Source organism: Pseudomonas sp. GW821-FHT12A04, assembly GCF_058807755.1.
This window is the reverse complement of the sequence record NZ_JBXAQZ010000005.1, coordinates 70,392-92,467: the sequence shown is the minus strand read 5'-3', so window position 1 is coordinate 92,467 and position 22,076 is coordinate 70,392. Positions and strand designations below refer to the sequence as shown.

General features: G+C 61.3%; 18 protein-coding genes. 9 read left to right on the top strand and 9 right to left on the bottom strand.

Annotated elements, in window-relative coordinates; translation table 11 throughout:
- Positions 1-123: 123 nt before the first annotated feature.
- Positions 124-903 carry an ABC transporter substrate-binding protein gene (locus tag AC1RS8_RS09855; protein ID WP_090456345.1) on the bottom strand — a complete coding sequence of 260 codons (780 nt, stop codon included), beginning with the start codon at positions 901-903 and terminating at the stop codon, positions 124-126.
- A gap of 330 nt (positions 904-1,233) precedes the next feature.
- On the opposite strand from AC1RS8_RS09855, the gene AC1RS8_RS09850 reads away from it, so the two are divergent.
- Positions 1,234-1,875, top strand: coding sequence for a type 1 glutamine amidotransferase (locus tag AC1RS8_RS09850; RefSeq protein ID WP_489338742.1), 642 nt, complete (start codon positions 1,234-1,236; stop codon positions 1,873-1,875).
- Between the two features lie 127 nt (positions 1,876-2,002).
- Here the strand turns inward: AC1RS8_RS09850 and AC1RS8_RS09845 are convergent, their stop codons facing one another.
- Positions 2,003-2,437 carry a rhodanese-like domain-containing protein gene (locus AC1RS8_RS09845; protein WP_489338743.1) on the bottom strand — a complete coding sequence of 145 codons (435 nt, stop codon included), beginning with the start codon at positions 2,435-2,437 and terminating at the stop codon, positions 2,003-2,005.
- 101 nt (positions 2,438-2,538) lie between these two features.
- Here AC1RS8_RS09845 and ftrA point away from each other — a divergent pair, with 101 nt between their 5' ends.
- On the top strand, positions 2,539-3,567 hold the full coding sequence (gene ftrA, locus AC1RS8_RS09840) for a transcriptional regulator FtrA (RefSeq protein ID WP_489338744.1): 1,029 nt from the start codon (positions 2,539-2,541) through the stop codon (positions 3,565-3,567).
- Between the two features lie 63 nt (positions 3,568-3,630).
- Here ftrA and cobF read toward each other — a convergent pair whose 3' ends face one another.
- Together cobF and AC1RS8_RS09830 are read right to left on the bottom strand one after the other, a co-directional pair.
- Positions 3,631-4,386, bottom strand: a complete 756-nt coding sequence (gene cobF, locus AC1RS8_RS09835) for a precorrin-6A synthase (deacetylating) (RefSeq protein ID WP_489338745.1) — start codon at positions 4,384-4,386, stop codon at positions 3,631-3,633.
- Positions 4,386-4,958, bottom strand: a complete 573-nt coding sequence (locus AC1RS8_RS09830; RefSeq protein WP_489338746.1) for a histidine phosphatase family protein — start codon at positions 4,956-4,958, stop codon at positions 4,386-4,388. The genes cobF and AC1RS8_RS09830 overlap by 1 nt, the downstream gene beginning before the upstream one ends.
- A gap of 564 nt (positions 4,959-5,522) precedes the next feature.
- Between AC1RS8_RS09830 and AC1RS8_RS09825 the strand changes: the two genes are divergently transcribed.
- From AC1RS8_RS09825 to AC1RS8_RS09815, 3 genes are all read left to right on the top strand, one after another.
- Positions 5,523-6,539, top strand: coding sequence for an arginine N-succinyltransferase (locus AC1RS8_RS09825; protein ID WP_489338747.1), 1,017 nt, complete (start codon positions 5,523-5,525; stop codon positions 6,537-6,539).
- A gap of 49 nt (positions 6,540-6,588) precedes the next feature.
- A complete protein-coding gene (gene astA, locus AC1RS8_RS09820; protein WP_090456355.1) occupies positions 6,589-7,623 on the top strand; it encodes an arginine N-succinyltransferase in 1,035 nt (344 codons plus the stop codon).
- 142 nt (positions 7,624-7,765) lie between these two features.
- The gene (locus AC1RS8_RS09815) at positions 7,766-8,635 is read left to right on the top strand and encodes an isocitrate lyase/PEP mutase family protein (protein ID WP_046043248.1); all 870 of its coding nucleotides are present in this window, start codon (positions 7,766-7,768) and stop codon (positions 8,633-8,635) included.
- A gap of 197 nt (positions 8,636-8,832) precedes the next feature.
- Here AC1RS8_RS09815 and AC1RS8_RS09810 read toward each other — a convergent pair whose 3' ends face one another.
- Positions 8,833-9,906 (bottom strand): diguanylate cyclase, encoded by a 1,074-nt coding sequence (locus tag AC1RS8_RS09810; protein ID WP_090456357.1) that lies wholly within the window; start codon positions 9,904-9,906, stop codon positions 8,833-8,835.
- A 198-nt stretch (positions 9,907-10,104) separates the two neighbouring features.
- Here AC1RS8_RS09810 and AC1RS8_RS09805 point away from each other — a divergent pair, with 198 nt between their 5' ends.
- The 3 genes from AC1RS8_RS09805 to hglS all read left to right on the top strand — a co-directional run bounded on the left by AC1RS8_RS09805 (position 10,105) and on the right by hglS (position 14,308).
- Positions 10,105-11,559: a flavin-containing monooxygenase gene (locus AC1RS8_RS09805; RefSeq protein WP_154862346.1), complete on the top strand. Its 1,455-nt coding sequence runs from the start codon at positions 10,105-10,107 to the stop codon at positions 11,557-11,559.
- Between the two features lie 22 nt (positions 11,560-11,581).
- A complete protein-coding gene (locus AC1RS8_RS09800) occupies positions 11,582-12,538 on the top strand; it encodes an alpha/beta fold hydrolase (RefSeq protein ID WP_090456361.1) in 957 nt (318 codons plus the stop codon).
- 375 nt (positions 12,539-12,913) lie between these two features.
- The gene (hglS, locus tag AC1RS8_RS09795; protein WP_489338748.1) at positions 12,914-14,308 is read left to right on the top strand and encodes a 2-oxoadipate dioxygenase/decarboxylase HglS; all 1,395 of its coding nucleotides are present in this window, start codon (positions 12,914-12,916) and stop codon (positions 14,306-14,308) included.
- 361 nt (positions 14,309-14,669) lie between these two features.
- On the opposite strand, the gene AC1RS8_RS09790 is transcribed toward hglS, so the two are convergent.
- The 4 genes from AC1RS8_RS09790 to AC1RS8_RS09775 form a co-directional block, all read right to left on the bottom strand.
- On the bottom strand, positions 14,670-15,248 hold the full coding sequence (locus AC1RS8_RS09790; protein ID WP_090456364.1) for a hypothetical protein: 579 nt from the start codon (positions 15,246-15,248) through the stop codon (positions 14,670-14,672).
- Positions 15,249-15,380: 132 nt separating this feature from the next.
- On the bottom strand, positions 15,381-16,454 hold the full coding sequence (locus tag AC1RS8_RS09785; protein ID WP_489338749.1) for a lipocalin-like domain-containing protein: 1,074 nt from the start codon (positions 16,452-16,454) through the stop codon (positions 15,381-15,383).
- The gene (locus AC1RS8_RS09780) at positions 16,444-18,915 is read right to left on the bottom strand and encodes an ABC transporter permease (RefSeq protein WP_489338750.1); all 2,472 of its coding nucleotides are present in this window, start codon (positions 18,913-18,915) and stop codon (positions 16,444-16,446) included. Before AC1RS8_RS09780 ends, AC1RS8_RS09785 begins: the two co-directional genes overlap by 11 nt.
- 1 nt (position 18,916) lies before the next feature.
- Positions 18,917-19,585 (bottom strand): ABC transporter ATP-binding protein, encoded by a 669-nt coding sequence (locus AC1RS8_RS09775; protein WP_090456368.1) that lies wholly within the window; start codon positions 19,583-19,585, stop codon positions 18,917-18,919.
- Positions 19,586-19,722: 137 nt separating this feature from the next.
- Between AC1RS8_RS09775 and AC1RS8_RS09770 the strand changes: the two genes are divergently transcribed.
- Positions 19,723-21,696: an alkyl/aryl-sulfatase gene (locus AC1RS8_RS09770; protein WP_489338751.1), complete on the top strand. Its 1,974-nt coding sequence runs from the start codon at positions 19,723-19,725 to the stop codon at positions 21,694-21,696.
- The last annotated feature ends 380 nt before the right edge of the window (positions 21,697-22,076 follow it).

Here is a 22,076-nt window from a genome sequence, read left to right as displayed (position 1 = left end):
ATTTTGCCTGACCCACCGCTATCGCGAGCAAGCTCGCTCCCACAGGTATCTTCTTCGCTGAAAAAATTGCACAAAAAAAATGGCAACCGCGTCTGACGGTTGCCATTTTTTCAGCCCGCTCGCTTACTCGCCGTAAACGTCAAACTTGAAGTACTTGTCCTGCACTTGCTTGTACTTGCCGTTGGCGCGGATTTCGGTGATGGCGGTGTTGAATTTGTCCGCCAGTTCCTTATCGCCCTTGCGCACGGCAATGCCTGCGCCGCCGCCGAAGTATTTCGGATCGTTGTACTCAGGACCGACGAAGGCAAAACCTTTACCGGCGTCGGTTTTCAGGAAACCGTCGTCCAGGTTGACCGAGTCGGCCAGCAGCGCATCAATGCGGCCGGAAACCATGTCCAGGTTGGCTTCCTGCTGGGAGCCGTAGCGCACCAGGACAATCCCGGCCGGTTGCAGCACTTCAGTGGCGAAGCGGTCGTGGGTACTGGCGCGCAGCACACCGACTTTCTTGCCCTTGAGTTCGGTCAGCGGGTCCTTGACGTCGCTGCCTTCCTTCATCACGAAGCGCGCCGGGGTGTGGTAGTACTTGATGGTGAAATCGACGTTCTTCTTGCGGTCGTCAGTGATGGTCATGGACGACAGGATGGCGTCGATTTTCTTGACCTTCAGCGCTGGGATCAGGCCGTCGAACTCTTGTTCGACCCAGGTGCACTTGGCTTTCATCTGCTCGCACAGCGCATCGCCGATATCCACGTCGAAACCGGTGAGTTTGCCGTCAGGGGTTTTCATCGAGAATGGCGGGTAGCCGGCTTCGATACCGATGCGAATCGGCTTGGCGTCTTCGGCCACGGCGGTCAGGGACAACATCGACAGTGCCAGGGCACCGAACATCACTAGCTTCTTCATTTATAACTCCTGTGTGCGGAGGCTTTTATTGGCAGCTTCGATTGGCAGCGTTCGGTCATCGCTTCGTGAGCGGAAACCGAAGTGGCCGGCAGTCTAGAGCGGCTACAGGAGGGTAAATTACGCCAAGGCGACAAATATTTATAGAAAAGTGGCACCCGGAGAGAGGCACCGAGGTGAACGCGCCATGACGGTGCAAAGTCTGTCAGACATACCGCGTTTTCAGAGCAAACCTACAGGTTTTCCGGCTCCATCCGACAGAATGGGACGGCTGGCGATGCCCGGTGTTTTGCGGCACATTGAGCGCCCTTGCGTCCCATCGAAAGTAGCGTGATGCCCACGTTGAACCTGATCCAGCACCACTGCGCCGAAGGTCCGGGCGCCATCGCCATCTGGGCCGAATCCCGAGGGCTGACGCTGAAGGTGTTTCGCGCCGACCTCGGCCAATTGCCGCCCGTCAGCGCCGAACCCGTGATCCTGTTGGGCGGGCCTTATGAATCCAATGCCGGCCCGGCCTGGCTGGAAGCCGAACGGCAATGGCTCAGAGGCACGCTGGATCAGGACGCGGCCGTGTTCGCGATATGCCTGGGGGCACAGTTGCTGGCGCTGAGCCTGGGCGGGAATGTACGGCGGATGGACCGGACCGAAACCGGATGGACCACCGTGACCTTTATCGATGGGAAAACGCTGAAGGTGCTGGAGTGGCACGAAGACGCCATCGACCTGCCGCCTGCCGCGCAGCTGTTGGCCAGCAGCGAGCACTGTGTGCAGCAGATGTACCGAGCCGGGCCGGCGCGGCTGGGTCTGCAGTTTCATCCGGAGTGGAACGCCGAGTCGGTGGCCCTGCTCAATGCGCATTTTGGCGATGAGTCGCCGTTGCCCCGAGGGCCGCAGGACGATGCGGCCTACGCCGATGTGCTGGCGTGGTTGCAGGCGACACTGGATGAGTGGTGGGCGGCCGCTTCCTTTCGCTGAAATACATACCTGTGGCGAGGGGGCTTGCCCCGTCGGGTTGTGCAGCAACCCTCTGAAATAGTCGGGAGCGCTTCGCACTCCAACGGGGGCAAGCCCCCTCGCCACAATGATCAATGCTGTTTGGATATCAGCATTCACAACCGATCACAGCATTCACCGGCCGCGGCACCCCGACACTCAACTCAAACCCTTCATCGAGCCACCCTGTCACGCCGCCGATCATCTCCTTGACCGGATACCCCAAGGCCGCCAGTTTCACCGCCGCCTTGTTGGCGCCGTTGCAGTGAGGCCCGGCGCAATAGACCACAAACAGGCTCTTTTTCGGATAACCCGCCAAACCTTCGGCGCTCAGCAAGCGCCCGGGAATGTTGATCGCTCCCGGTACATGCCCGCGCTCGAACGCCAGCGGCCCCCGAACATCCACCAGAATGAAATCGACTTCGCCAGCCTGCTGGCTGCCGTAGACGTCGGAACAATCGGTTTCGAACGTCAGACGGTTACTGAAATGCATCAGGGCGATGGCCGATGGGGCGGCGGGAATTTCGCGAACCAGGCTGGTCATGGGCTGTACTCCAAAGAGATGGTGGGTGTGGAAAGACTTTATCCGCCAGCCACTTGCGGCTACAGTGGCGTACAAGACACTAACCGGGAATTTTCCGCCAAATGCAACCCACCCCAGGAATGGTCGCGATTCTGGCCTACGACGGCCTGTGCACGTTCGAGTTCGGCATTGCCGTGGAGATCTTCGGCCTGCCACGACCTGAATTCGATTTTCCGTGGTACGAGCATCGTATCGTCGCGGTCGATCAAGGTCCGATGCGGGCCATGGGCGGCATCCAGGTACTCGCCGATGGCGGCATGGAATTGCTCGCCGATGCCCGCACCATCATCATTCCCGGTTGGCGCGACCGCAGCGCCACGGTGCCAGCAGAACTGATCGCTGCTTTGCGCCAGGCCCATGCCCGGGGGGCGCGGTTGCTGTCGATCTGCTCCGGTGTTTTCGTCCTCGCCGCCACCGGGTTGCTCGACGGGCACGGTGCGACCACGCACTGGCGCTATACCTCGGAACTGGCCGAGCGGTTTCCCGGCATCCTCGTGGACCCGGACGTGCTGTATGTCGATTCCGGCCAATTGATCACCTCCGCCGGCAGCGCGGCAGGCATCGATGCCTGCCTGCACCTGGTGGCGCGGGATTTCGGCACCCAGGTGGCCAACTCCGTGGCGCGGCGCCTGGTCATGTCGCCGCAACGCAGCGGTGGTCAGGCGCAATTCATTCCGACGCCGGTCAGTCCTGCACCACGCAACGATCTTTCCCGCGTCATGCAGTGGGCACGTGAGCGTTTGCACGAGCCGCTGGAGGTGCGCGACCTGGCCAGCGAAGCCGCCATGAGCGAACGCACCTTCCTGCGCCGCTTCACCGAAGCCAGCGGCCAGTCACCGAAAACCTGGTTGCAGCACGAACGTCTGGGCCGCGCCCGTGAACTGCTGGAAAGCAGCCACCAGAACACCGAGCAGATTGCCGAACGCTGTGGTTATCGCTCGGTGGAAAGCTTCCGGGTGGCCTTTCGAACGGTGGTTGGCGTGCCGCCTTCGGTGTATCGGGAGCGGTTTGGGCGTGGGGGTAACACTTTACCTTCGGTTGACCTTCAAGGCGCAATCGCGAGCAGGCTCGCTCCCACACCGATGGTGTGAACACTGAAGATCCACTGTGGGAGCGGGCTTGCTCGCGAAGGCGTCAGCCCGGTCACCGACTGATCAGGGTTTTCGCAGCAGATAGGTATCCATGATCCAGCCATTGGCCAACCGCGCCGCCTTGCGCACCCGTTCGATTTCATCCGCGACATCCTTGAGCTTGCCGCTGATCAGGATTTCATCCGGCGTCCCCAGATAGGCCCCCCAGTAAATCTCGGTGTCCTGATCCACAACCTGATGGAAAGCATCCTGGGCATCGAGCATCACCACCAGGCTGTCGGCATCGCTCACCTGCCCTGCCGCCAGGCGTCGGCCGGTGGTGATTTCAACGGAGCGGCCAATCTGGTTGAGCGGCACCTTGTGTTGTGCCGCCAATGCCTGGACGCTGGTAATCCCGGGAATCACCTCGAACTCGAACCCACAGGCACCCGAGGCCTGGATCGCCTGAAGGATACGGATGGTGCTGTCGTACAGCGCAGGGTCGCCCCACACCAGAAAACCACCACACTGGCTGTCGGACAGTTCTTCATTGATCAGCCGTTCGAATGTCTGTTGTTTGGCCAGGTTCAAGTCGTCGACACTGGTCTTGTAGTCCACCTCACCGCGCTCACGCTCGGGGCTGTGGGCTTCGACAAAACGGTAGTCGTGGCCGGTGATGTAGCGCTCGCAGATTTCGCGGCGCAGATCGATGAGTTTGTCTTTGCTCTGGCCCTTGTCCATGAGAAAAAAAACATCGATCTGATTCAGCGCCTTCACGGCCTGCATCGTGATGTAGTCGGGGTTGCCGGCACCGATCCCGATGACCAGGAGTTTTTTCATCACAACAGCTCCTCGGGATCGATGCCCGGAAAGCGCAGCCGCCAGCGGTCATGGAACCTCAACTCGACGGCCGACAGGGGTTCGACATCGATCAGGTTGGACGCGCCCCCCTGCAACACTTGCGTCAGCGCGGCGCGGATGACAAAGGGATGGGTAACGGCAACGATGTGCTCCGGCGTCGATTGCAAGGTTGTCAGCCAGGCGCCCACACGCTCGCCCAGTTGCACCAGCGACTCACCACCGTGGGGGGCCGAAGCAGGGTCGTCCAGCCAATGCTGGAGCGCCTGGGCTTCGGTTTTTTGCAGATCACCGATGCGCTCACCGCCCCAGCGCCCGAAATCGCAGTCCCTCAAGGCGTCGACAATCTGCGGCGCGCTGCCGAACAGTTCAGCGGTTTGCCGGGTGCGCAACTCCGGACCACAGACAAGACGCGGAGCGCCCTTGAACTGATTGCGACGGGAAAGCCTGAGCGCTTGCCAATCCATCTCCAGAGGCTCGTCCAGAGGAAAACGCGCCAATTTCTGTGCGACGGTTCGAGCGTGGCAAATCAGGGTTAAACGGGTTGCCTGCACCAGCAATCACTCCAGGGATGGAAAGGAACGACGGCGTCAGGTGACCGCCATCGCGCAATTGTGCCGCAAGAAAGCAGGCCCGGGTGGTGTTTAATTTTCCTGTTTGAAACGGATTCCTTCAGTCATTTCCTGCCAGATTTTCTGTCATGGCTGACCGCAATGCAGGCAATCGCCTACAAGACTTTACGACATCGACGTAGCCCCGTAGTACAGGCACTTCGCACCTTTTTCGGGCACGAGCAAACCACGCGAAAATTCACTAGACAGGCAGTACGCGATGATTAAATACTCCTTTCAACGGATTGTTAAAACACGTGCCACACTCATCCAGCAGGAGCCCGGATGCCTTTACTCGAACACCCGATCAACGCGCCTGGCCAGGCACCACCTCCGACCGAACCGCCTGCTCCTCGTTTAATGCGGTCCATCCCAAGAAACATCCGATAAGAAAAAGCGTGGCGCCTGACAACGTTCAGATGACCACCGATTTAATGTGTGGAAAAACCGACAGTGATAGTCAGGTTCGGCTCAAGCCGCCGAATCGTTTGATACAGGAGTGTCTCCATGCTGGTCTTGCGTCCAGTCGAGTTGGCCGACCTGCCCCAGTTGCAGAGGCTGGCCCGTGAAAGCCTCGTGGGCGTCACGTCCCTGCCCGACGATAGCGAACGGTTGCGCGGAAAAATCCTCGATTCCTGTGCCTCGTTCGAAAAGGACGTGCAGGCTCATGGCCCGGAAAACTACTTCTTTGTACTCGAAGACCTGACGACACGGCACCTGGCCGGCTGCTCGGAAATCCTCGCCACGGCGGGTTACAACGAGCCGTTCTACAGCCTGCGCAACCGGCACTTCACCAGTGCCTCGCGGGAACTGAACATCGAGCACGGTGTACCGGCCTTGTCGTTGTGTCACGACCTAAGTGGTCACACCTTGCTGCGGGGCTTTCATATCGATGCCGCGCGAGTGCGCAGCGCGCATTCCGAACTGCTGTCGCGGGCGCGCCTGTTGTTCATCGCCGCCCACGCCCGGCGTTTTTCCGAAACGGTGATCACCGAGATCGTCGGCTACAGCAGTGATGAAGGCCACTCGCCATTTTGGGACGCCGTGGGCAAGCATTTCTTCGACTTGCCCTACGTCGAGGCCGAACGGCTTTGCGGTCTGCAGAGCCGCACCTTTCTCGCCGAGCTGATGCCGCAGTATCCGATCTACGTGCCCATGCTGCCCCAGGCGGCACAGGACTGCATCGGCAGCATCCACCCCGATGGCCAGGAAGCCTTCGATATCCTCGAACGGGAAGGCTTCGAAACCAACAGTTACATCGATCTGTTCGATGGAGGCCCGACGCTCTATGCGCGCACCTCGGGTATTCGCTCCATCGCCCACAGCCAGTGCGGCATAACGCAGCCTGGCCCGGTGATCGACACCCGCGGCAGCTTTCTGGTGAGCAACGAGTCCTTGAAGGATTACCGAGCCATCGTCGCCGATCTTGATTACATCCCCGGACAACCCGTGACCCTTGATGCAGCCATCTGCACGGCGCTGAAGGTGACCGAGGGCAGCCCCGTCAGGCTGGTGGCCCTGTGAACACCCGCCAGATTCAACGCCCGAGCACCCGCGCACAAGGAACCGCCCCATGATTGTCCGTCCGGTCCAGATCACCGACCTGCCCGCCTTGTTCACGCTGGTGCGGCAGGCCATTCCGGGGCTTACCAGCCTGCCGGCCGATGAAGAACGCCTGGCCTACCGGATTCGCTGGGCTCAACGCACCTTCGCCGGACAGGTCGACCGGGCCGATGCCGATTACCTGTTCGTGCTCGAGGATGACGAGCAGCAAGTGGTGGGCGTCAGCGCCCTGACGGGGGGCGTCGGTCTGCGCGAGCCCTGGTACAACTACCGGGTCGGACTGACGGTCAGCGCTTCGGCGGACCTGGGTATCCAGCGCCAGATCCAGACCCTGTTCCTGAGCAATGAATTGACCGGGCAATCGGAAGTCTGCTCGTTGTACCTGCGCCCCGATCAGCGCCAGGGCAGCAACGGCCGTTTGCTTTCCCTCGGGCGTTTGTTGTTCGTGGCCGAGTTTACCCAGCTGTTCGGCAACCGGCTCATCGCCGAATTACGCGGCAGTGCCGACGAACGAGGCGGCTCGCCGTTCTGGGACAGCCTCGGCCGGCACTTTTTCAAGATGGATTTCAGCCACGCCGATCACTTGTCCGGGCTGGGCAACAAATCGTTCATCGCCGAACTGATGCCGCGCCAGCCGCTGTACACCTGCCTGCTCACCGAACAGGCCCAGGCGGTGATCGGCAAGGCCCACCCCAATACCGAGCCGGCCCTGAAAATCCTCAGCGCCGAAGGCTTTGCCCACCAGGGTTACATCGATATCTTCGACGGCGGGCCGGTCATCGAAGCCCCGGTTTCCGGGATCCGCACCGTGCGCGACAGCCGACCGCTGTCACTGGCCATCGGCTCGCCGGACGATAAAGCGCCCCTCTGGCTGATTCACAACCGCCGCCGGGAAAACTGTCGCATTACCTGCGCCCCGGCCCGACAGGTGGGCAACAGCCTGGTGGTTGATCGCCTGACCGCCAAGCGCTTGCAACTGCAACCCGGAGACTCGGTGCGCGCCGTGCCGCTGCTTGACCAACGGCAACAGGCCGTGGCGGCGTGATCTATCAGTTCCATCGCGGCGATGTCAATCGGACTGACCCAGCAAATTCGTCATCATTCTCCCCTTGCGCGCGTGATAGCCTTTTATTCCTTCGGCGTTGACACTTTTGCTCAAGCCCTTCCATTCCATTGGTGGAACTCATATGTCCAGGCTTTCCCATCAAGATTTGCGCCGCAATTTTCGCCAACTGTTCGCCTCCAACACCTGCTACCACACGGCCTCGGTTTTCGACCCGATGTCGGCCCGCATCGCCGCCGACCTGGGCTTCGAAGTCGGGATCCTCGGGGGCTCGGTCGCATCGCTGCAAGTGCTTGGCGCCCCTGACTTTGCCCTGATCACCCTCAGCGAATTCGCTGAACAGGCCACCCGCATCGGCCGTGTCGCCCAATTGCCGGTGATTGCCGACGCCGACCACGGCTACGGCAACGCGCTCAACGTCATGCGCACCATCGTCGAACTCGAACGTGCGGGCGTGGCTGCGCTGACCATCGAAGACACCCTGCTGCCCGCGCAGTTCGGCCGTAAATCCACCGACCTGATCACGGTCGCCGAAGGCGTCGGCAAGATCCGCGCGGCGCTCGAAGCCCGCTGCGATTCGGAAATGGCAATCATCGCCCGCACCCATGCCGGGATTCTGCCGGTGCAGGAAATCATCAGCCGCACCCGGCAATACCAGAGCGCCGGCGCCGACGGGATCTGCATGGTGGGCATCAAAGACTTCGACCATCTGGAGCAGATCGCCGAGCACCTGAGCGTGCCGCTGATGCTGGTGACCTATGGCAACCCGCTGCTGCGCGATGACAAACGCCTGGCCGAACTGGGTGTGCGCGTGACCATCGACGGCCATGGCGCGTACTTCGCCGCGATCAAGGCGACCTACGACAGCCTGCGCGAACAACGCCAGATCCTCACCCAGACGTCGGACCTGAGCGCCACCGAGCTGACGCACACCTATACGCAACCCGAGGAATACATCCGCTTCGCGGAGGAGTTCATGAGCGTGAAGGAATGACGGTTTAAACCGACCCGCCGCCATCGCGAGCAAGCTCGCTCCCACTGGGATGCCGGGTGAATACAAGATTTGTGTTCAACAGAAATCCACTGTGGGAGCGAGCTTGCTCGCGATGAGGCCGTCAAAGCCAACATCCCTGCCGCCTGACCCGCCGCCATCGCGAGCGAGCTCGCTCCCACAGGTTTTGCGGTGAAGGGTCACACCGAGTCGAGCAGTTCGCGATGGGGTTTCCCGTTACCGCAGCAGATCACCCGATTACGCCCGGTGGTCTTGGCTTCGTACAACGCATGATCGGCATCATTGAGCCAAAGCATCGCGTCGGCATGGGCCGGGTTGAATGACGCCAGGCCAATGCTCAGGCTGACTTTCAGCGCCGGGTTCTGCTCGTAGCCCAAGATGGCGAAGCGAGCGCGCAGGGCATCCATGATGGCAGCGGCGCGGTTCAGGGGCAGGTCCGGAAGGATCACGCAGAACTCGTCGCCGCCGTAGCGCCCTGCCACATCGGTCGCTCGCAGGTTCTGCTTGAGCATTTTGCTCAACTGACGCAAGACGATGTCGCCGGCAACATGGCCGTAGGTGTCGTTGATGGCTTTGAAATGGTCGATGTCGATCAGGGCGATCGCTCCGCCTTTTTGCTGGCTATTGCAACGCTGGAACTCGATCTCCAGTTGGTCCTTCCAGGTGCCATGGTTCAGCAGGCCTGTCAGGCTGTCGGTGCGGCTCAGTGCCAGCAGTTCACGCTTCTGACAGCCCAGAGTATGAGCCTGGCGGAAGCAGATCCAGCCCAGCGCCAGCGGATACAGGCACAGCAACGGCAAACAGGCATAGAGCTGCACCGCACTGGTGGCAGGAATGAACGCCGGGGCGAAAATCAGCATGCCAACGCCCACGCCCAGGATTTGCGAGGCTGTCCCGGCCAGTAGAAAGCGCGAGCCGCCTATGGCCACGTTGTTCATGGCCATCATGGAAATGGTGGTCGCGCTGGGCAGTGGATTGAATTGCATCGCGGCAATCCAGAAGCCGCCGAGAAAGGCATCGATCAGCAGATTGCGGTGTTCGGCATGATAGGGCGTCTTGGCCCGGCGCGCCCATTGGTAAGCCAGGTGCGGCCAGACCAGGCCATTGAACCACATGAAGCCCCAGACCCAAGGTGCAGGATCGAGTGGATACATTGCCGCGCTCACACACACCAGCCCCAGGGCCAACCCCAGGATCCGCGATGTATAGAGCCTCCTGGCCAATGAAGATCCCTTTCCTCCCGCTTTTGCCATAGGACCTCTTTGCCACTCCACGGAATGCGATTACAGCCTGTGCCTATGCGCTGGAGTCTATCAGGGTGGCATTAAATAGCCATCACCGACTAACGGGCTGAAAATCGCGACATCAGGCTCACATAAAAGCAAAAGCCTCACCCCATTAACGGCTATACATGAAAGAAGGGGTTGATCAATGACCATAAGAGGAGGCCCATGCAGACCTTTCAAGTATTGATCATCGGCAGCGGGTTTGGCGGCCAATGTGCAGCAATCAATTTGCTCAAGGCCGACATCGATGATTTTCGCCTGCTGGAGCGGCGTGATTTCTTCGGCGGCACCTGGTGCCAGAACACCTACCCCGGCGCGGCAGTCGACGTGCCCTCGCCGCTGTACTCCCTGTCTTTTGCTCCGTATCGCTGGACGCAAATGTTCGCCGAACAGGCCGAACTGCACCGTTACACCCGCCACGTGGTGGAGCACTTCGGCCTGCGGGACAAAGTGGAACTGGGCGCCAATGTCGAGCGCGTCGAATGGGACGACACCCACAAACGCTGGACGGTGTACACCGCCGGCAAAGGCACGTTTTGCGCACAGTTCCTGATCAACGCGACCGGGCCACTGAGTCAACCGGTTGTTCCGCGCTTCGACGGACAGGAGCGTTTTCAAGGTAAAGCGTTTCACACCAACAACTGGGATCATCACTACGACTACCGGCAAAAACGCGTGGCTATCGTCGGCAGCGGCGCCAGTGCGGCCCAGGTCATTCCGGCCATCGCCCCGGACGTCGGGCACTTGCATGTATTCCAGCGCACGCCCCACTGGGTCCTGCCCCGGGCTGACCGCAGCTTTGGCCGTTTCCAGCGCTGGCTGCTGGGGTTCAAGCCGGCCTACAAGCTGCTGCGCTGGGGGATCTACTGGCAATTCGAAACCCGGGTGATTGCCTTCAAGTATTCGAAACCGGCGGTGCACATGGTCCAGCGCCAGGCCCTGCGTTTTCTCAAACGCCAGGTGCCGGATGCCGAACTGCGGCGCCAACTGACGCCGGACTACACCATCGGCTGCAAACGGGTGATTCTGTCCAGCACGCTGTACCCGGCACTGGCGCGCGACAACGTGACGCTGCACAGCCGCGAGCAAGGCATCGCGTCCATCGACGAGACCGGTATCGTTACACTGGACGGCCAGCACATCGACCTGGACCTGATCGTCTGGTCCACTGGCTACGATGCCACCGACGGGGTGATTTCCTACCCGGTAACGGGCAAAAAAGGCACCCGTCTCAAGGAGGTCTGGGCGCAATACCCACGAGCCTACCTCGGCACCGCCCTGCCCGACTTTCCCAACCTGTTCATCGTCACCGGACCGAACACCGGGATTGGCCACACCTCGGCGCTGTTCATCATCGAATCCCAGATGAATTACATCCTCGATTGCATTCGCACCTTGAAGACTCAAGGTTTACGCAGCATCGAAGTTCGCCATGAGGCGGAACGTACCTACACTGAAATGATCCACCGGGAAATGGAACGCACCGTGTGGAAATCCGGTGGTTGCCACAGTTGGTATCAAAGCAAGAGCGGTCATGTGATTGCCATGTTTCCGGGATTCAGCTTCAGCTTTCATCGTTTGACCCGAGCGCTGAAACCCGCCGATCACATTTTGTCCTGAGCAGATAGAAGGGAGACGCGTGATGCTTTTGTTGTTCGTCGTTCTCGCAGTGTTCGTTGCCTGGAGCTGGCTGACCTACCCGGCCATCGGCTACTGGCTCTATGACTTGAGCATGGCGGCCGAGGCCAAGTTGTACCGGCTGCACAAGATCGTCGTGCCCATCCCCGAAATGACCGTCTCGACCTGGCAAGGCGGGCCGTACGAGGCCACCAGCAGTGTGCTGATGCTCCATGGCTTCAGCGCCGACAAAAACCTCTGGCTGCGTTTCGCCCGGCACTTTGTCGGCAGCCATCGGGTGATCATCCCGGACATCGCCGGCCATGGCGAAACCGGCTTCAAGGCGGGCGGCGGCTACGACATCCCGCTGCAGGCCAAACGCATGATCCAGCTGCTGGACGTTTGCGGGGTGGAGAAAGTCCATGTCATCGGCAACTCCATGGGCGGCTACATGGCGGCGTGGCTCGCGGCCACTTACCCGGAACGCATTGTGTCCGTGGCCTTGGTCGACCCGGCCGGGGTCACCGCCCCCGAGCCCAGTGACCTTGAGCGGCATTTGGCCAAGGGCCACAACCCGTTTCTGATTCACTCGCGCGAAGAATTCCGGCGTTTCTACGCCATGACCATGGCTTCGCCACCCTGGGTACCGAAGCTGGTGCTCGATGCCGTCGCCCAGCGCTATGAACAGTCCCGCGAAGAGCTGGAGGAAATCTTCCGCGAATTCCGTGCCAGCCCGCCGATGGAACCGCACCTGCCCGACATCACCGCCCCGGCGTTATTGCTGTGGGGGCGCAAGGACCGGCTGATCGACGTCAGCAGCGTGGCGGTCTGGAGCAAGGGCATCGCCGACCTGCGCGTGCATATCTGGGATGCCATCGGGCACATGCCCATGGTGGAAGCGCCATACGGTTCGGCGCGCCTGTATCGCGAGTTTTTGGCATCGCTGCGCTCGGAGAGCCCACAGGATCAACGACTGCATTAGGGGGGGCGTTCTCAATTAGTTTCCCCACCGCGTTGTCGCCTTAAAGCTGGCCAGGCAAGGCGTAGGCCGCGGGGAATGGTTGTTCCCTTTCCAAGGCCTGCAACGCAGCATGGCCAGCTTTAAGGCACAACCCGAAGGGCCGGGTCTGCTGTTGTGCAGGGCTGTGTTGCTCGAAGCTGATTTGGAATGACCAAACTGCGCTTCTCGCGCCTTGCCCTGCACAACAGCAGACCCGGCGCGGTAGGGAAACTAATTGAGAACGCCCCCTAGCAGTCCTTAACAGAATGAAGTTCGTCAGAAACTTCGTTTGTCGGCGTCGCTGAAGGCTGCGATCTTTCGTCCATCCTTTACGTCACCGCGCCAGGAATCCTGTTCATGAACCACCCGAACTTCGTCAGCCCTGACCTGATCCGCCAACGCTTCTCCAAAGCGATGTCCGACATGTACCGCGAGGAAGTGCCGTTGTACGGCGCGTTGATGGAACTGGTGGAACAGACTAACCGTCACGTGCTGGACAACGATGCGCAAATCCTGCGGCAGCTCACCAGCACCGGCGAAATCGAACGCCTGGACCTGGAACGTCATGGGGCGATCCGCGTCGGTACGACCGATGAACTGGCGACCCTCGCCCGCCTGTTCGCGGTGATGGGCATGCAACCGGTGGGTTACTACGACCTGACACCGGCCGGTGTGCCGGTGCATTCCACGGCGTTTCGCGCGGTGCATGAAGCGTCGTTGCAGGTCAGCCCGTTCCGGGTGTTCACGTCGCTGTTGCGCCTGGAATTGATCGAAGACCTGGAGCTGCGAGCGTTCGCCCAGTCGATGCTCGACCAGCGTTCGATCTTCACCCCCACGGCCCTCACGCTCATCGAACTCGCCGAATCCCGGGGTGGCCTGACCGAGCAGCAAGCCCTGGACTTCGTCGAGCAGGCACTGGAAACGTTTCGCTGGCACCACAGCGCCACCGTCACCGCCGAACAGTATCAACAGCTCAGCGCCCAGCATCGTCTGATCGCCGACGTGGTGGCGTTCAAGGGCCCGCACATCAACCACCTGACACCACGGACCCTGGACATCGACATCGTCCAGGCGCAGATGCCGGCCCATGGCATCACCCCCAAAGCGGTGATCGAAGGCCCGCCTCGCCGCCAGTGCCCGATCCTGCTGCGCCAGACCAGTTTCAAGGCCCTGGACGAGCCGATTGCCTTCACCGATCAAAGCGAGGCTCGCGGCAGCCACAGTGCCCGGTTCGGCGAGATCGAACAACGCGGTGCCGCCCTCACGCCCAAAGGCCGCGCACTCTACGACCGTTTGCTCAATGCCGCGCGGGACGAACTCAAGGACTTCCCCAACGAAGCCAACGCTGCGCGCTATAACGCCCTCATGGCGCAGCATTTCAGCGAGTTCCCTGACACCTGGGAAGGCATGCGCCAACAGGGCCTGGCTTACTTCCGCTACTTCGTGACGGAAAAGGGCCTGGCGGCGGGCGACCTGAAAAACGCGCCCCTGGAAGACCTGCTCAGCGACGGTTACCTGCGGGTAGAACCCCTGGTGTACGAAGACTTCCTGCCCGTCAGCGCGGCGGGGATTTTTCAGTCAAACCTGGGGGACGCGGCGCAAACCCGTTACGGCGCCCATGCCAACCAGCAAGCGTTCGAACAGGCCCTGGGGCGTTCGACGATCGATGAGCTGGAACTGTACGCCGAGAGCCAGCGGCGTTCGATCGAACAGTGTTTCGCCGCGTTGGCCGATGTTGCTTCAAGTCAATAAAAAACATGACTGAATGATTTGTCACAACTCAATAAAAACGGGCGACCTTCAGGTCGCCCGTTTTTTTATATCCGAAATGTTATATACAGCAAATAAAGTGTTCGCCCAGTGCAATGGCCTCGGCAATCCATGCACTGGTAAAGAGCCCTGACACTGGGCGAACGGAACGTATTTTAGTAGAAGCGGATTAATATGTCCGTACGCAAAAATGAAATTTATCGACACAATGTTTAACAAGATGTCGATTTAAATACTATGCAACACGGCATCTCAAACTCACCAGTTCGACCATTACGAGCTGATTATTTCTATACAAAACTTGCACAAAAACAATCGGCCCGTATAACACCAATACTCAATATTAGTGCTTGCTGGTCACCGTCAATATGTCGGTATAAACCACGTTGACGCTTTGTCCGACTTTCAAGTCTTTGAGTTTGGCCTGGACTTCAGGTCGTTTGACGTCGACGGTCTTGGACTTGCCTTCCGGGTTTTCGAAGGTCACCTGGTTTTTCTTCAGGTCAATGCTGGTGATTTTCAGCTGCACTTTCACCTGACGGTAAGCTTCGCCGCCGGGGTTGGGGCTACCTGGCGCTGTGCGCATTTCGCCGGTGGCTTCGGCGGTGCCGGGCAGGCCTTTGTCGACATCGGTGTCGAGGAAGGCTGCAACGGCGCTGGTAACCCTGATGTCGACCGTATCGCCCGCCTTGAGGTTGTCGAGGTTTTTCGCCTTGTCGGTCAACTGCACAGGGAACTCATTACCCTGCGGGCCTTTAAGGACCACGGAATGGTTCGCGGTATCTACCGAAACGACTTTGGTGGTGACCTGGTCAACCACCACAACTTCGGACAACGGGAGTTCGGCGGCAACCGCGCCAAAACTGGCGACAGACAGCAAGGTTGCGAGGGTGATGGCTTTGCTCAGTGCGTGGCGTTTCATAGGCAGAACATTCCCTGTGATAGATGGCAACAGACGGCGTTGAAACCGTGCTCAACGCCATGTGTGCGAGTGAGCATAGACGCTGTTCAGCGAGTGGTCGCGCCGCAGCGGTGATTTTCCTGACACGAGCGCCTAGTACCCGGTCATTTCCAGATAGCCTTGCCCTGCATGGCTGCCACTGAGGCGCACCGGGCCTTCCCAGTACGGAATGCGCAAGTCCATCCAGGCCTGGGGATTGAGCGCGGCAATGGTTATATCGAGGTGTCTGGCAGGGATTTTGATCGACCAGCGAATGGGCATCTCACGCCCGGCAACCCGGGCGGTGTCTTGCGGCGTGAGGCTGATGTCGCGGGCGTGCAGCAATTGTGTCTGGCCCCGGGCGTCGATCCAGGTGCCGGTGAGGTAAGGCTCACCGTCCTTTTGCCGCATGCGATACAGCATCACCTGCTCGCCGCTGTCCAGATGCAGGGCGAGCCAGTCCCAACCGGTCTGGTTGCTCGTCAGGGGCTGGCTGCTCCATTCCCGGTCGAGCCAGGCCGGGCCACTGACCTGAAAGGTCTTGCCGTCGATGTCCAGGGTGCCGCTGGCCTGGAAAAACGGCTGGCTGTAGTAATAAGAGGCCTGACCCTGTTCGGATTTCTGGCTGAAGCCCCGGTCCCCCTGAAGCACCAGCGGACCTGTCGAAGTCAACCGCAGCCGGTAGCTGAAACGCCGGTCGCTGGCACTGAGCTGCAGGTCGGCCAACGGGTCGTCGGCAGTCGCCTGGCTACTCAATTGCCAGTCGTCGATCCAGGCGTTGAACGGCGCAACGCTGACACCGGCTTGACCGACGCCGCCACGGGCATAACGTTCGGCCGCGTGATGCGCCGTCGCCGATGTCACCGCCGCGTGGCCGAGCCAGATCGTCTGATTCTGCCAGCCCAGCACCTCGGGGGTGGCTTTCAAGGCACTGCGGAACAAGGTCCATTGCGCGCCAAACTCATGCCCCTGATCGTCCTTCAGGTTGGCCGTGACATACCACCATTCGATGCGAAAGCCGTTGTGCGGGCCGTGATCCGCCGGGAAGCTGAACACCCGACCGGGCACCACCGGGGTGAACGCAGCGGCCTGGTTGCCCAACCCGGCAAAGCCTTTTTCCACCGGTGCCGGTTGATCGCAACCGCTTGTCAGCAGCGCCAGGAGCAACACGCCGACTTTAATCTTCATGGGCAAACGTCCGCAGCAGGTCCGCCGGTTGCGTGCGGTACAAACGGTACAACGGCCAGGCCGAGGCCAGTAACGTCGCCACCAGCGCCAGCCCCATCAATTGCAACAGTTGCAATGGAAACACTCGCAACGGCAGTCGCCAGCCAAAGGCCTGCACGTTGATCACCGCATCCAGGCACCACGCCAGGGCGATGCCCAGCGGCAACGCCAGCACCAGGGTCAATATCGCCAGCAGCCAGGTTTGCCCGAGGTTGAGCAACATCAAATGCCGACGCGTCACGCCCAACGCCCACAATGGCGCCAGTTGCCCGAGACGGCTCTGGCTTTGGGTCAACAGGCTGATGAACAGCGCCACCCCCGCTACGCACAGCGTCAGGCTGTTGAGTGCGGCGGTGGCAGCGAAGGTGCGCTCGAAGACTTGCGTGGACCAGCCCTTGAGCCGCTCCTGATCGACGATGCGGCTGTCGTCCAGGGCAAATCGCGCCTGCAATGCCGTGACGAACACCGGGATCGACGCCGGTTCGATGCGCAGGTTGAAGCGGTTCGGAGTCAGTTGCGGCCAACCGCGCAACAGGTGGCGGATGTTCACCAGAATGTGGCCCTTGGGATTGCCGTAGTCAGCGTAGATCCCGACGATCCGTGGCGACCACGGGCCGGTGGGCGTCTGCAGCGTCAGGTGATCGCCCAGTTGCACTCGCAGGCGCCGGGCCAGTTGTTCGCTGAGCATCACCGCATCGTCCTTGGCCAGTCGCTCCCAAGGGTTGTCGCCCAAGGCTTCGAGCAGTGGCCAGTGCTGGCGGTAGGTCGGATGGTCGATGATCCCGGACAGGTCCGTCGGCCAGCCCTGCAATTGAATCGAAACCTGCCAGTTGGGCAGCACGGCCGCCAGTTGCGGCTGCTGATTGAGCCAGCTGTGCAGCTCCCGAGCCTGGGCCGGGTTCTGTGGATTGAGGTAAAGCTCGGCCGTCAGCCGTTGCTCGAGCCAGTCACTGAAGGTCTGGCGAAACCCTGCGGTCATGCTGCCGGCACCGATGTTCGCCGCCATGGCCAACAGCAGCGCCATCAAGGCCAGGCTCAACGCCGGCAGTTGCTGGCGGCAATCGGCAACAAACCACTGGCCGAGCACCGAGCGACTGCGCTGCGAAACGAGACTGAGCAGCGCGCTGAGCACCACCGGCAAGGCCAGCGCGGCACCGATCAACAGCGCGGCCATCAACACGAAGCCACTGATCAGGCTGTCGCCAAAGATCAACGCCAGCAACGCGATCATCCCGGCCATGGCCGCCACCCAACCCTGGCGTCGCAACCAGCGCGCATGGGCTTGATGCCAGGCCTGCGGATCGGCCAGCGCCAGCAACGGCAGACGCGCCGCCCGCAGCAGGCTGTTGGCCCCGGCCAGCAACGCGCCGATCAGACTCAAGCCGATACCACTGAACCACCACGACAGACCAAGGCTCAACTGCCCCGCCACTTCGGCGCCATACAAGCCACGCAGGCTAGCGGCGACATCGGGTAACAGCACGCCGGCCAGCAGGTAGCCGCTGACCACCCCGGCCATACCACCGATCAGGGCCAATCCACCCAATTCGACGGCAAGACAGGCCATCAGCATCCGCGCACTCACACCGCAGGCACGCAGGGTTCGGAGCAAGCTTCGCCGTTGCTCCAGCGCCAGCCCGATGGCGGCGTGCACGATAAACAGGCCGACCACGAACGACAGCACCCCCAGGGCATCGAGGTTCAGGTGAAAGCTTTCGGTCAGGCGCCTCAGGTTGTTTTCTTCGCCGGCGCGCTTGAGTTGCAACTGGCCCTTGAACGGCTCCGGCAACGGCGCGGTGAAATCCTTCGGTAACAGCAGCCGCGACAGTTGCTGCGGCAACCCCAGAATCTGCTGGGCAAAACCGATGTCCACCAGCAGCACGCCGGGCGCCATATCGGCCTGCACATGCAGCGGCGGCAGGGCCACGCCCGCCAGGTTCAGTGGCCGGTCACCCTCGCGCAAACCCAGTGCCTGCAAGGTCTGCGACGATATCCAGGTACTGCCCGGCGGACTGAAAAAGCCGACCACCTGTTCAATCGCCAAGGCCTGCCCGGCCACCGCTGCGCCCGCCGGCAGCGACACCGGCTCGATGCCCATCAACTGCAAGCGCTGCTCTTCGTGCCCCTTGAGCGTGACCCGGCCTTGCAGCACCGGTGACACCGGCCACCCCGCGCGCCGCAGATCGATAAACCATTGCTGGGGGAACGTGCCGCCACCGGGCGCACCGAGGCTGGCCTGAGGTTCGCCGCCGATCAACTGACTGGCGCGGGCATAGCTGTCGCGGGCCTGGCTGTTGAGTGCCTGGACGCCGGTCAACAGACTGGTGGCCAGCCACAACCCGGTCAGCACACTGAAAAACTGCACCGGATGCTGCCGCCAGTGGCTGAGCAGTGCGCGCAGGGTTTCGCCAAAGATGCGCATGTCAGCGCTCGCCCGCAGCGGCCAGGCGACCGCCGCACAGCAGGGCTTTTTCCGCCAGCCGTGCCGCGACGCCGGGACTGTGGGTGACCATCAACAGGCTGGTGGGGCTGTCGTCGAGCAATTCCAGCAGCAACTGCAACACCTCGGCACCGGTGGTTTCATCGAGGCTGCCGGTGGGCTCGTCGGCCAGCAACAATGGCGGACGCGACGCCAGCGCCCGGCCCAGCGCGACCCGTTGCTGCTGGCCGCCGGACAGTTGCTCGGGATAGCGCCGCAGCAGCTCGCCCAGGCCCAGGCGTCGCACCAGGTGCGCCTGCCAGCGTGGGTCATGACGCCCCGCCAGCCGCGCCTGAATCGCCAGGTTGTCTTCGACCCGCAGGCTGCCGATCAGGTTGAACTGCTGGAACACCAGGCCGATTTCCGTACGGCGCCAGTTTGCCAGCTGCCCTTCATTCATCTGTTCCAGGCGATGTGCACCACTGCGGATGCTGCCGCGATCGACCTTGTCCAGCCCGGCGATCAGGTGCAGCAAGGTGCTTTTGCCACTGCCCGACTCGCCCATCAGCGCCAGGCTGCTGCCGGGCCTGAGCGTCAGGTCGACGCCTTGCAGCACCGGCAGCGGCCCCTGCGGTGTGGCGTAGCTTTTGAAAACACCATGGACTTCAAGCATGGGTCAACCTGCTGGATAGGCGTGGCTCAAGGATAGCGGCCCTGAATGTTTTTTGTCCGTTGCTGATGATCGCCCCGCCCGAGCCCCGCCCTACCCTCGAAGCTGGTCTAACCATAACGATAAAAAACGGAGACGCCATGCCTCGTTTCACCTTGAGCCCTCGTGGGCTGCTCGCTTGCCTGATCACTGCCTGCCTGACGCAATCGGTGGTCGCCGCCGATGAACCGGTCGCAGCCAGCCCGCAAACCACGGCCAGTAACGCCGCCGTGCTGCAACAACTGCCCTTCACCGACCGCACCGACTACGAGTCGGTCACCAAGGGTCTGATCGCGCCGTTCAAGGGCCAGGTCAAGGACGCCTCGGGCAAGGTCATCTGGGATATCCAGGCCTATGACTTCCTCGCCAAAGACCAGGCCCCGGAGTCGGTCAACCCGAGCCTCTGGCGCCTGGCCCAACTCAGCGCCCATGCCGGATTGTTCGAAGTCAGCCCACGGCTGTATCAGGTGCGAGGCCTCGACCTGGCCAACATGACCATCATCGAAGGCGACGACGGGCTGATCATCATCGACCCGCTGACCATGGCCGAAACCGCCAAGGCGGCACTGGACCTGTACTACCAGAACCGTCCGCGCAAACCGGTGGTGGCGGTGATCTACAGCCACACCCACGTCGACCACTTCGGTGGCGTGCGCGGGGTCATCGACGAAGCCGACGTCAAGGCCGGCAAGGTCAAGGTGTTCGCCCCCGTCGGGTTCATGGAACACGTGATGAGCGAGAACGTCTACGCCGGCAATGCCATGAGCCGCCGCGCACAGTTCCAGTTCGGCAGCCTGCTGCCCCGTGGCGAAAAAGGCCAGGTCGACGCCGGCCTGGGCAAGAGCACACCGAGCGGCGGCACTGTCACCCTGATCCCGCCCACCGACCTGATCGACAAGGAACTGCAAACCCGCACCATCGCCGGTCTCGAGGTAGAGTTCCAGTTGACCCCGGGTACCGAGGCGCCGGCAGAGATGAACCTGTACCTGCCGCAATTGCGCGCCTTGTGCATGGCGGAAAACGCCACGCAAATGATGCACAACATCCTTACCCCTCGCGGCGCGCAAGTGCGTGACGCCAAGGCCTGGGCCGAGTACCTCGACGCCAGCCTGGCGCGTTACGGCGACAAGAGCGACGTGTTGTTCGCCCAGCACAACTGGCCGACCTGGGGTGGCGAACGCATCCGCACCTTCCTCGCCGACCAGCGCGACATGTACGCCTTCCTCAATGACCGCACCCTGCACCTGCTGAACCAGGGCCTGACGCCGCTGGAAATCGCCGATTCGATCAAGAAACTGCCCGGCAACCTCGACCAGAAGTGGTACACCCGTGGCTACTACGGCTCACTGAGTTTCAACACCCGGGCGGTGTATCAGCGCTACATGGGTTTCTATGACGGTAACCCGGCCAACCTCAATCCGCTGCCACCGGTAGAAACGGCCAAGCGTTCGGTCGAGGCCATGGGCGGCGAAGCGGCAGTGCTTGAGAAAATGCAGGCGGCGATGGCCAAGGGTGAATACCGCTGGGCCGCGCAACTGGGCAATCAGGTGCTGTTCGCCAATCCGGACAACGGCGACGCCCGCAAAGCCCAGGCCCAGGCGTTGGAGCAAATGGGCTATCAAAGTGAAAACGCCACCTGGCGCAACATGTACCTGACCGGTGCCATGGAACTGCGCAACGGCGTGCCACCCCATGCGGGCACTTCGGTATCGGTGGACATGGTGCGGGCGATGAGTCCGCAGATGTTTTTCGACTTCCTGGCGGTGCGCCTGGACAGTGAAAAGGCCGTAGGCCATGACCTGACCCTGAACTGGACCTTCGATGACCTGAGCAAGGACTTCAACCTGACCCTGCGCAATGGCGTGCTGACCCACCGTGCCGGGCTCAATGCTCAGGCGGATGCCAGCGTGACCATGAGCAAGGCCACCCTGGAACAGATCAGCCTCAAGCAACTGGATATTCCGACGGCAATCCAGAAAGGTCTGATCAAGTTGCAAGGCAATGGCAAGAAGCTTGGGGAGTTGATGAGCAGCCTCGATACGTTTGCGCCGCAGTTCAATATCGTCACGCCTTGACCGGATGACGCGGGAAACCGCGTCGCCTTCATCGCGAGCAGGCTCGCTCCCACACTGGATCTGTGCCATTCACAAATGCTGTGAACAACCCGATCCCCTGTGGGAGCGAGCTTGCTCGCGATGGCTTTGTGTCAGGCGATGATTGTTTTGTGGGTGTACATATCCCTTGCTGCGGTAACGGCCACTTAGGGTTCCGCCCTTACGGCGGGTCACTTGGAAAAGCCCCAAGTAACCAAGGGCTCTTGCCCCTGACGTTCGGTGCCTCGCCTAGGCTCGGCATGCCCTCGCTCCGGTCCTGCTCCGTGGGCCCGCCGCCATCGGCCATCCATGGCCGGGGGCGGCTAACCCGGCATCCATGCCGGGTTGCCCACTGCGCAGAA